Origin of the sequence: Sphingomonas prati, from assembly GCF_014643515.1 — a bacterium.
GTDB classification, from domain to species: Bacteria; Pseudomonadota; Alphaproteobacteria; order Sphingomonadales; family Sphingomonadaceae; genus Sphingomonas_R; species Sphingomonas_R prati.
On the sequence record NZ_BMJP01000014.1, the window covers coordinates 1 to 10,729 of the forward strand.

A 10,729-nucleotide genomic window follows, 5' to 3' on the forward strand; every position below is an offset into this window, starting at 1 on the left:
TATTATCCTGACTCGATAATTATCCCGCTTTCATGTGGTTTGCGCAGCAGCACAGCGGTGTGCGGCGTCAAGCACAACCATATAACAATGGAAACCGACCGGCCGACTGATTGCCAGCAGGAAAGTTTTGATTGGCGCTTGTCCTAAATGCACCGAACAGCCGCGTTGTGTATGAAGTCCGGCTGGACCCCACCGCGAATCTACTCGAGCCTTGGAGATCGCCGCCAAGCTACGGCTGGAACGGGACTCTAGCCGACGTAGATCGTTTCGGGCATCAGACAGCCTTGAGACGATCTTCCAGGGAATTTGAAGTGGCGAAACGGCTGAGTGATCCGGATGGGGCTTGGTATTTCGGAGCATTGGCCATCTTGTAAATTAAGCTTAGAGTAAGTCTATTCTTAGGAGAGTGATTTGGCGTTCTCACCTGGTAATCTCTTAATTGTCGGTGCGGGTTTCTCATGGAACGCAGGGTTGCCTCTCGCCAGCAGCTTTACCCGGGACCTTCTTAACCTACACGGACTCAATCTAGATGGGCCGAGTTCAAAGCAGGTTAAGTTTATTAGGCAATTTGTCGATCAAGTTTTTGGAGAGGGCGTTAGCCGTACCGCGAATGATTGGCCGGAGCTTGAAGATATATTTACGCTTGTCGACCTGTCGGCAAACACAGGCCACCACCTCGGTCCTATGCATTCGGCAGCTGACCTTCGTGTAGTTCGACGCGCTGTAATTGTTCGGATGGTTCGAATGCTCTCGCAGGCGTATCATCGCAGGCAGAGGGATCCTGATACAAACTGGGAAATGCTTGAACGGTTATTCACTTCGTTCGATACGACGACGACAGCAGTATTGAGCATGAACTGGGATACGGTTTTCGAACGAGGTGTAGCAAGAGCACAGAGCATTCGTAAGGTCGACTACCAGTGCTATGCAAGTGCACTTACCTTCGATAAAGGGGCGCTTTCCGCCCGTCGGCTGACGGGGGACACTCTCCACATTCTTAAGCCCCATGGCTCCGTGAATTGGCTCTACTGCGATGCATGTCGGGAAACTTTTTGGGTCTCGCCGAGCGATACCGAACGAGTTGCGCAAACCCTGTTCGGTCGCCGCGACTGGGACGCCGTGCTGCGTGGTACGAAAATTAAGCGCCCCAAGGTCCTTTCGCCCGCTTGTCCCCACTGCGAATCAGAAAGCTTGGGAACGCGGTTTGCAACATTTAGCTACCGTAAGGCCCTGGATTTCCCAATGCATGCAGCAAGTTGGCGTCAGGCAGAACAATATCTGAAAACGACAGTTGACTGGGTGTTCATTGGCTATTCGATGCCAGCGGCGGATTTCGAATTTAAACACCTTTTGAAGCGTGTGCAGTTAACCGAGAAAGTACGTCCAAAGATAACCGTCATAACCGGTGGGGGTGACGCTGACGCGACGATCTCCCGCTTTACAAAGTTCTTCGGTGACGTGAGTGGAGAGCGGACGTTTTTTACGAACGGATTGGATTCCCTGGCGCTTGAACACCTCGCGAAACTCGAGGTGCTCCGGGCATAAGCGGCCGTGAACCAGAAAATATCAATGATTTCAACGGTTGGTATCGGATTTCTGCTAAGATTTTGGATGATACGGATCAAGGAGCTAGCGGCAGACCGGTTCTCAAAAACGATCATATTCCTGTCTAGCGTACGCCGCCCTCAACTATGCCGACCTACCGATCTGGAGGAATGATGAAACCAGTCCTTGGATCCACCTGCCCTCGTCCCGGCCATTCGGTTCGCGCTCTTTCGACAAATCCACTGACGGATGCCGATCGGCCTGACTGCGTTAAACTTTCAAGAACGGATCGGACGCCCCGATTTAGCCATAACCAAATCGATTCCGGTAACAGACCAGATGAAGCGCCCGGCTCAACTTTTGATAAAACGTACTGAGAAGACGCAAACACAGCCGATAGATATTCGTTTAACTCATTTTGATCTTGATTGGACTTGATAAAATATGTTCCGGAAAATGGCGAATGCCACTCGCTAATTCCCTTCGCATTTCGAATGAAAATCTCAAGTTGACGCGGGTTTAGGTTTCCTAATGGATCAAACGAAAGCAAGAAAATGCTGGTCATGAACGATCCTCCAAACCGGGATTTTGGATAACCTGTTCGTGCCGTGGTAGGAGAATCTCCGAAACCTTACCATCTTCGATCACATTGATCTTCCGAGAGATCATCATTTTCTGTTCTACGTGCTTTTCGTTCTGCAGTCGATCGGGGTCCATGATCGTAAAGTAGCAGACTTGCGCCAAAAAAACCATAAGCGGTGCTAAAATCATAACGTAGAATACCAAAGCCGCTGCGAGAGGTGCAAACCGTAAGCCTGCGATGCCCAGTATCATCATAGTTATCGATACAAGCATGGTCGGGTTGACCGCACTACTACTGGTTATTTGGCGCAGTAACTGAACCCAAACTTTTTGATCGGGCTCCATCGCGCTCCCCTCAGGTTTTCACGGGTGCGCGAAGCAGTTTCGACACACTTGCCGCTATCGAACATTCTGCTGATGATATGTCAATGAAGGTAAATCAGCGGCTTACACGAACGCTGCAACCCCAGTTGCAACCATGAAGCCTGGAGGTGGAGTCGTGCCGAGATTGGTCAAAAACATTCGTGGCTAGAGGCAGAAACTTAAATGACGTCATTCCGAGCCGACCGCGCAATATCAGACTGATCCCCAGTGGCATGTTACAGGTGCCCTTGCGACTCGTGCCGTCGTTGGTTCCCGTGATAGGCGCCGCTAGACAACCCCGAAGGTAAAGCTTGACGGCGATTAGGAATCCCCAGACGTGGACAAGGCTGAAGCGGAACGAGATTCGGACTCTCGCGAACCATATCGGCAACGCGACAATGAAACTGCTACGCGACTGGCCTGATTCTGGAGAAGGAAGGGCGATTAAAGCAACTACCGAAGCCATTACCCGTAAGCTCGATGGGCAACAACCAGTAGGCGATATCGAAACCGCATTTTCAGATCTGCAGAATTCTATTCGCTCTTTGGAGCTTCTCAAAGACAACGAGTTCTTCAGAAACTCTTTGGCCCATACCACAATAATATCTAGTGCAGGTGTGCGTTCATCTATCATTAGTAAAATCGTAAATATACCATTGGAAGTCGATAATTACACTCGGGAGTATAGGGCAAGCCTTCCGCCTCCGCCCACAGCTGCCGAGATTGCGCAAGTCGAGCTCCAGAATATAGTACCGAGCCAGCGCGAAGGCCCCGTAAAGTTTGAGATGGCAGCCGGCGTTTTGAAGGTTCGGCATCAAGCAGCGGTGATCGAGGAGCAAAACAGGCTGAACGCTGAACTTGCTAGCGGTCAGCTTATTGAGGAAGCAAAGTCGGTAATTAATCAACTGTCTCACAGTAACGCCGATCCAAGACTAATCGAGCTTGTCAAGGATATGAGTAATAGAATTGCAATTAAACAGGACGTTATTCAAATCGGTATTGCCGCAATATCGTTTCAGATAGTTTGTGACAAGTTTGAAAATGAGTTGCCGTTTATACTGAGCGCCAGATTGTCCGCGCTTAGTATTGGCGTAGGAATGTACGTCTCGCAATTTTCTGAATGGCAGAGATTCTCGGAAAATGCGGCTATGGCAGATTTTAGTTTCGAAGATGTGGGAAAGCTTTTCACATCAGGAAGTGAATTAGTTGAGAGCCTTCGCGCCGTAGGCACCGCAGTTGATAAGGAGGTGCCGCGCACGCTGGCATTTTTGCTAGAAACAATTAAAGATCCTCGCCGCGCTACAAAGCGCACGGTTTTAGCAACTGTTAGATCAATCGAGAATCTAGTAATTGTTGTTGTGAATTCGTGCGGGTCTATACTAGGAGGAATTCTAGCGGGAATAACCGAGGGCGCAAAAAAAGGGACTACAATTATAACTGCGACAGCACTGTTGAGTATAGCGGGTGTTACAGCGGTATCGATCGCGCCGGCCGCAGGACGTGTTCTTCAATCAAACTGGCTTGGAAAGGCTGGAAAGTTGATCGTCGATGGACTTAAACAGAAGCAGTAAGCACGGTTCAAATGTGCTGAATGCGCTTATCAAGCCATAGGTGTTTCGCCAGGTTGGGCTGCGTGTATAGGTCATCCCAAAATAGCATTATAATGGAAAAGCTAGAATGGATAGTTCGTCCCAATTGGCAATCGAAGAAGCCGAACGCGTACTAAGAAGATTAAAAGAACGTGATAAATCATTTTCTAAGGCTCTAAGCGCTGTTGCGGCAGCCGCGGCCACTGTAGGATTACTAGGCGCCGTGACGGCTTTTGTAAGCGATCGGGCGAACATTGATATTTTTGGGGGGAGTGCCGATATCCAGTCCCGTTCTGTACGGGAAGTTAGGAACGCCGCCGCTCTTGCGAACCTAAAAAGAGACATAGTTGCGTTGCAGCAGGGTCAGACCTCAATCGGGCAGCTGCCGCCTGGCGGCAAAATGGGGGCGCAACTTGCCGCGTTCAATGCAAAATTGAATTCGGTTACGCAGCGCCAAGACAGGCTCGAACAAGCGATCCAAAGTAATCCCGAGAAGGCATTATCAATGCCGCTTATGCGTCGGGATATCGATAACATGCGTGACAATAATACGCAGAGTCTCGCAGCTATTAAGGCAAGTGTTGATCAAGTTTATGATCTCACGAAGTGGTTATTAGGCACGCTAGCCGTAGGCGTGTTCTCACTAGCTATCGCAAACTTCTTTCAACGGAAGGGCGACGGTTGAGGCTCGAACTTGTCAGATCTGCATGACCCCCTGGTCCCAAACCAGATGCGCTGCCAGACTGCGCCACTCCCCGGCTGCGGTTTCCCTAAGCAAACCTGCCTTACAGGCGCAAGCGAAAGGTTCAGCCTGCGGCATCGAGCAGTCGCTAACTGCATCCTTCGGGACGGAGAGTCCCGGAATGGTTCCGGAGGATGTTTTCGCCATGTTCCTCCGCCCGCCGCTTAAAGAAGGAGGTTCGCGACCGGGACGGGGGCCCGGCCGCCACCGATCACAAGCTCGGTGAGCCGTGCCGCGCCTGCAGGAGTAGGCGAGGAGATTGACCAGATTGTTTCGATCTCCTCGGTCGAGAAGGCAGCGAATGTCGTCCGAACCTCCGGAGTGTCGTTGAGCGAGAGGATGAACCGGCCCTCAACCGACGCGAGCAATTCGGCCATTCGCGTGAACTCGGCTCGACTGAAACTGTCGGGACCGTGATCCCGATCACACCCTCAATAAGGTGGGTCGAGGTAGAACATCGTGCCGGGGCCGTCATACAGCTGAATGATCTGATCGTACGGCAGTCGCTCGGTCACGACGCCGGACAACCGTTCGTGGAGCTCAACGAGCATTGGCACAAGCTTCGAAATATCGAAGCGTCCTGGAGCCGTGGCGCTAACGCCGAACGCCCTACCCTCAATTTTCCCGCCGAATGCAAGTCGCCACCATGGAGGTGCATGACGACATTCACGCCTTGTCTCGCGAATGCCCGGCGTTGCTGGTGGACACCTCGTTGTCCGGTGCACGCGTCGCCCGCGAGTTTGACGCTATTATCGCGGTCCGGGGGGTGCCATCGCTGATAATCTTCAGCGAGAACGGCACCGAGCTGACCATTCTGGCGATCCTGAATGGACGCAGGAGCAGTCTGTCGAGTGGCACTAAATTGTACCGGGCAAGTTGCAGCAGAACGGCTACGTTGAAAGCTTCGACGTCCGTTTTCGTGACAATTGCCAAACGAAACGCCGTTTGTGTCGCTTGGCCATACCCACACGGTGCTGCGGCTGGCGCTCGACGACTATAACCCCGTACGACCGCGTAGCGGGATAGGCAGGCTGACACCCGCCAATGCTGCCAGACGGGTTGTTCAACACCACCTCCGAGGTGGCACTATACCAACCCCGGATTCCAGTTAAAACCGGTAGAGCTTTGGGGAGCACGTCAGTATCCTTATTATCCCGTTGCTCGTAAAACACTACCGGACTTAATGTACCGGCGGCCAATCACCTCAATGCTAAACTAAGCCCCCGTCAGGACGCCGTAGTCATCGACGGAGAGGCGTTCGGCGACCGATCGGCCGCCATTAATCGTGCGCGTTTACAGCCGCGAATTTCAACGTAAGATGCCCCTATTGGCCAGCTACACGTCTCGAAAATCAAACCATGTTTGTTCGCGCTTATCTACAAGCCTCCAGTGCCGAACACGGATACCTTCGCGCGCGGGGAGCCCTGGATAGGTTCGCTGCCGATCGAGGTTTGCGGATCGCCGCCCGCTATATAGAGTATGATACCGAGACCGCGTTAGAGCGGCCGGAGCTATTTCGCCTACTGTCTGATTGCGAATCAGGCGATGTGCTTCTGATTGAAGAAATAGGGCGCCTCTCTCGGCTTAGGCCTCAAGATTGGAAAAAGCTCCGTTCACAGGTTTACAACAAAGAGGTTCGCATTGTGGCGCGTGACCTTCCAACGTCATGGACACTCGCCACACCTGCGGACTACTTTAGTAATCCCATGTTCAAAGTCGTAAACAACTTGATGCTTGACGTTCTCGCAGCAGTCGCTCGCAATGATGCTTCCGATACTCGAAACGGATCACAAAGCAGACTTTCAAATTTAGTGCATTCAGCCCGCACCCGGGGACGCCCCGAGAATAAAGCCCGTAATAATAGAATTGCCCAGATGCTGACGGAAGGGCGTACATGGCGTGAAATTATAATACAAACAGGCTGTAGTCGAACTCATATTGCGAAAATCACCCGTCGCATAAAGCAGAATCCGGAACAGAGATCATTATAAAATCGCATAGTCAGCACCCTCACGCGTTTAGGAGATCTTTACCATGGAGATGTCTAATGACGTACCACTGCATCGAGCTACCAAGGGTGAAGAAAAACTAAACCAAAATGTACCATCCAAAACAGCGTTCGAAAAGTTAGTCCGGATCATACGAAATTATGGGTCGCACGTCGATTATCAGGATGTTCACACGATTGATGATGTCGTTCGTATATTCGTAAATATGAGCGAGTGTCCGGGGGCGTTCTTAGACTATCGTGGCGTCATAAATCATCTATTACGTTATTTAAAATCTCGTAAACTGGTTTTACAATCCATTGACTCAAGGATAATTACTGAGTTTCGTCAACATTCGTGTACCACGGGATGTCTGCCGAGTCGTGGATTCAAAGGCAACTTCAAAAATCTCGCGTTGTCACGGTTCTTTCTGTTTCTTCAATATCAGGGCGTAATCGACAGCTCTGGATGGGGGGACGATGACCCAGATATAAGCCTTCGATTCCGACAGGTTTTGGTCAGTGAGGGCGTAGGACCCGGCCGGGCTGACGTGCAAGCACGGTCTGCTATACATTTTGTCCTATGGCTCCGCTTGATGAAGGTTCACCGCTCGGAGATAAATGACGGCGTCATCGCTACGTTTCTCGACCATAGTTGTGATTGTGGCGTGCATTATGTCCAAGGACGCCTTGATATCCAATCAAAAGCGCACCGTCGGGTGGCGGTTCAAAGGTTCGTAAGATTTATATCGAACCAAGAAGTGGTTCTACGAGATAACAGGCTTATAAGTCATCATAAGAAGATATGTCCAACCCCAGTTGTTGAGCGCTATCGCACTTGGCTGGATCGAAAAGGAATAGCATCAAGAACGGCTTATTACTACGTCCTGGACTTAATGAGCTGGTTACCCGAGTTGGGTGAAGACCCCTCGGTCTATTCCGCTACCACTATCAGGGCGCTCGCCCTATCACAATTCAGTAAACGCAGCCCGGCTATGCAAGGGCGTTTCATTCGATCTTTTCGCAGCTATATCGGATTCTGCTCGTCGGAAGGCCGCTGCAATCCCGCCTTGGCTCAGGCCTTGATATCTCGCCCGACCTATCGACTCTCCGGCATACCCCGCCGTCTTGAACCCGGAATGATAGCGAAGATCATCGAGAGCTGCGATCCCAAAGCGTCATCGGGTTTGCGAGACCGAGCAATCATCACCCTGCTGTCTGAGTTAGGACTTCGCGCGGTTGAGGTCTGGCGTCTCAAGCTCTCAGATCTCGACTGGGTAGAGGCAAAGATGCACATTCACGGAAAAGGCGGACGTGGAGCTGTGGTTCCGCTTACGCAGCGATCCGGTGATGCGATCTTGGATTACTTGGAGATGTCGCGTCCAGCGTCCAACTCCGCTAGCCTATTTTTGCGGGCCTCTCGGCCGCACAGCCCGTTGGCGAACGCTGCCGAAATTTCGGGCATTGCTCGCAAAGCGCTTGCAAGGTGCGGGTTACGCGGCGGTGCTCACGTATTTCGACACACCCTCGCTACAGAATTGCTTAGAGACGGAAGAAGTTTAGAAGATGTCGCGACGGTGTTACGTCACCGCTCATTAGATACGACGGCTATCTATGCCAAGGTAAACGAACCGATGCTCAAACGTCTGGCGAGTCAGTGGTTAGGAGACGGCGATGATTGAACCCACAGATCGCTATCTAAAACTGAGGGCCTTGTTGGGGTATCAGGATGCTGACCTCGGGCGAGACCTCGAAGACTTTGCGAAGTTTGCTGCTGCACGCGGATCTAGTTATCTTAGGGCCGTGGACGCTGACGCTTGGGTTTCCCAAAAATCTAGATCGCGAAGACAATACGAATTATTGGCCTCAGTCCGGCGTCTCGGTCTTTTTCTGCACGCCGAGGATAATCGTCACGAGGTTTTGTTAGAGGATTACACAAGGCCATACCGCCGCCCTAAGCGTCCTATACCGTATATTTACACCGAGCAGGAGATACGCCTTTTACTTTCTGAACTCGGTAACATGTCGTTCGTTAATCCGTACGACGCCCAAACATACAAACATATGGTGGGCCTTATCGCTGCGACTGGCTTGCGGTTAAGCGAAGCTCAGAACATCCTGGCATCCGATTTACAGGGAACCACGATCCTAATTAGGAATAGTAAGTTCGGTAAGAGCAGAACTGTTCATATTCATCAGAGCACTCTCGATGCGCTTTGTAGGTATAAACATAGCCGTCCTGTGGGCCTTCAGCACGATAATCTTTTTGTTATTCATAACAACCGGACCCCATCGCAACATTCCGTCGATTCTATGTTTCGCAAGTGCACTATTAAACTCGAATTAAATAGTAGAAACGGTAGTAAGCTCCCCCGTATCCACGATCTTCGGCATACGTTCGCAGTAAGATCGCTCGCTTCGTGTGACACAAATCGCGAGTCAATATCGCGCCACATGATCGCCTTATCAACATACTTAGGACACGTGAGTATTGCTAGTACCTATTGGTACCTCGAACTTGCGATGGACACTAAGGAAATGATGGCGGTTGCTATCGAGGAGGTGTTGTATGAATGAGGAAGCCGGCAACGATCTTGCTCCTGTTCTTTCGAGATTTCTGAACGAACATCTTATTCGTGATCGAGGTTTGAGTCATCTTACCCGATCTAGCTATGCTCATACATTCATTCTTCTGATAAACTATATTTATCGGAGTACAAAAATACGTATTGATAAGATGCGGCTGGAAGATATCACAAGTGATAGAGTCTTGCTATTCCTAGATGACTTGGAAAATACCCGCCACAATTCAAGGCGGTCGAGGAATCTTAGATTAGCGGCAATTCGCTCGTTTTTTCGGTATGTTCAGCTAAAAATACCTGGTGCCTTGGAGCAAGCGTCGCAAATCCGAGCGTTAGGGCCGAAGAAAGCGGATGTTGCAGTAGTCGATTGGCTAACGCTGGATGAGATTAAGGCAATCCTTCGACTACCAGATTTACGCCGCCCGGAGGGTATCAGAGACCGGGCAATGCTAAGTATTACCTACATTTGCGGCCTGCGAGTCTCTGAGATTTTATCGTTGTCTTTGGGTGATATAGAAGTAGGCCCGAAACCTACGTTGCGTGTCCTTGGCAAGGGTCGTAGAGCAAGAATACTACCTCTTGGCCCAGAAAGCGTACAGGTGTTACGTGCGTGGCTGCGTGTGCGACCTGACGTCACGTATGACCATGTGTTTCTCAACCGACAGGGCTTACCTCTTACCAGGGATGGCTTCGCCGACCGTCTGACGAAGTACGCGACTGTTGCGGGGAAGGGGAATCCCGGTCTTGCCCACAAGAAGGTAACTCCGCATGTGTTGCGGCATAGTTGCGCTATGCATATGCTTAAGTCGACTCACGATATTAGGAAGGTAGCCCTTTGGCTCGGACATGCGTCCATTCAGTCCACAGAGATGTATATTCATGCCGACCCAGAGGAGAAGCTCGAAATATTGACCTCTCATGCGGGGCTGGGAATTAAGGCAGGTAAATTCGCCTCTCGGTCTCCTGATATCATGAGCATGCTTCAAGCCGCGCGCAAGCCTGATGACGGCTCTCCGCAGCTTGGGAAGCTACGCTGACGTAAAATCTGAACAATCGTCGACCGTCTGCGAAATTCCACATGAGTGGGTAGTTCCTTGCCGGGGCACCCGTCCAAACGCGTCGTCCGCTAAGGCCAGATCATCGTGCTGCGTGAGCGCGTAAGTCTCATTCTTCGAACTTAGGAGGCGGTCTGAGTTACGATTATAGGGGGCAGCTGCCTGCGCATACGCGCCCATCTTTTCGTGATGTTGGAATTTTTATATTGACTGGAATCGCTTATTTTCCGGCCAGTGGCCCGCGATCGGAAAAATTCCGGTATAATAATGTTAGCCGCATAATA

Annotated in this window: 10 protein-coding genes; 7 read left to right on the forward strand and 3 right to left on the reverse strand. The window is 51.0% G+C overall.

What is annotated here, in order from left to right; translation table 11 throughout:
* Positions 1 to 411 precede the first annotated feature (411 nt).
* Positions 412 to 1,545 carry a hypothetical protein gene (locus IEX50_RS17120; RefSeq protein ID WP_157174854.1) on the forward strand — a complete coding sequence of 378 codons (1,134 nt, stop codon included), beginning with the start codon at positions 412 to 414 and terminating at the stop codon, positions 1,543 to 1,545.
* Between the two features lie 154 nt (positions 1,546 to 1,699).
* Here the strand turns inward: IEX50_RS17120 and IEX50_RS17125 are convergent, their stop codons facing one another.
* Both IEX50_RS17125 and IEX50_RS17130 read right to left on the reverse strand, forming a co-directional pair.
* A complete protein-coding gene (locus IEX50_RS17125; RefSeq protein WP_157174853.1) occupies positions 1,700 to 2,110 on the reverse strand; it encodes a hypothetical protein in 411 nt (136 codons plus the stop codon).
* Positions 2,107 to 2,472, reverse strand: a complete 366-nt coding sequence (locus tag IEX50_RS17130; RefSeq protein WP_157174852.1) for a hypothetical protein — start codon at positions 2,470 to 2,472, stop codon at positions 2,107 to 2,109. Before IEX50_RS17130 ends, IEX50_RS17125 begins: the two co-directional genes overlap by 4 nt.
* Before the next feature lie 416 nt (positions 2,473 to 2,888).
* On the opposite strand from IEX50_RS17130, the gene IEX50_RS17135 reads away from it, so the two are divergent.
* Positions 2,889 to 4,061: a hypothetical protein gene (locus IEX50_RS17135; RefSeq protein ID WP_157174851.1), complete on the forward strand. Its 1,173-nt coding sequence runs from the start codon at positions 2,889 to 2,891 to the stop codon at positions 4,059 to 4,061.
* Between the two features lie 106 nt (positions 4,062 to 4,167).
* Complete coding sequence (locus tag IEX50_RS17140; protein WP_157174850.1) at positions 4,168 to 4,764, forward strand: hypothetical protein; 597 nt, start codon at positions 4,168 to 4,170, stop codon at positions 4,762 to 4,764.
* Between the two features lie 221 nt (positions 4,765 to 4,985).
* Here IEX50_RS17140 and IEX50_RS17145 read toward each other — a convergent pair whose 3' ends face one another.
* Complete coding sequence (locus IEX50_RS17145) at positions 4,986 to 5,198, reverse strand: DNA adenine methylase (protein WP_157174849.1); 213 nt, start codon at positions 5,196 to 5,198, stop codon at positions 4,986 to 4,988.
* Between the two features lie 981 nt (positions 5,199 to 6,179).
* On the opposite strand from IEX50_RS17145, the gene IEX50_RS17150 reads away from it, so the two are divergent.
* The 4 genes from IEX50_RS17150 to IEX50_RS17165 are packed head-to-tail and all read left to right on the forward strand — an operon-like array spanning position 6,180 to position 10,427.
* A complete protein-coding gene (locus IEX50_RS17150) occupies positions 6,180 to 6,812 on the forward strand; it encodes a recombinase family protein (RefSeq protein ID WP_157174848.1) in 633 nt (210 codons plus the stop codon).
* A 43-nt stretch (positions 6,813 to 6,855) separates the two neighbouring features.
* Entirely contained in the window at positions 6,856 to 8,490 is a 1,635-nt protein-coding gene (locus IEX50_RS17155; protein WP_157174847.1) for a tyrosine-type recombinase/integrase, read from the forward strand.
* Positions 8,483 to 9,385, forward strand: a complete 903-nt coding sequence (locus IEX50_RS17860) for a tyrosine-type recombinase/integrase (RefSeq protein ID WP_157174846.1) — start codon at positions 8,483 to 8,485, stop codon at positions 9,383 to 9,385. Before IEX50_RS17155 ends, IEX50_RS17860 begins: the two co-directional genes overlap by 8 nt.
* Positions 9,378 to 10,427 carry a tyrosine-type recombinase/integrase gene (locus IEX50_RS17165; protein ID WP_157174845.1) on the forward strand — a complete coding sequence of 350 codons (1,050 nt, stop codon included), beginning with the start codon at positions 9,378 to 9,380 and terminating at the stop codon, positions 10,425 to 10,427. Before IEX50_RS17860 ends, IEX50_RS17165 begins: the two co-directional genes overlap by 8 nt.
* Positions 10,428 to 10,729 lie beyond the last annotated feature (302 nt).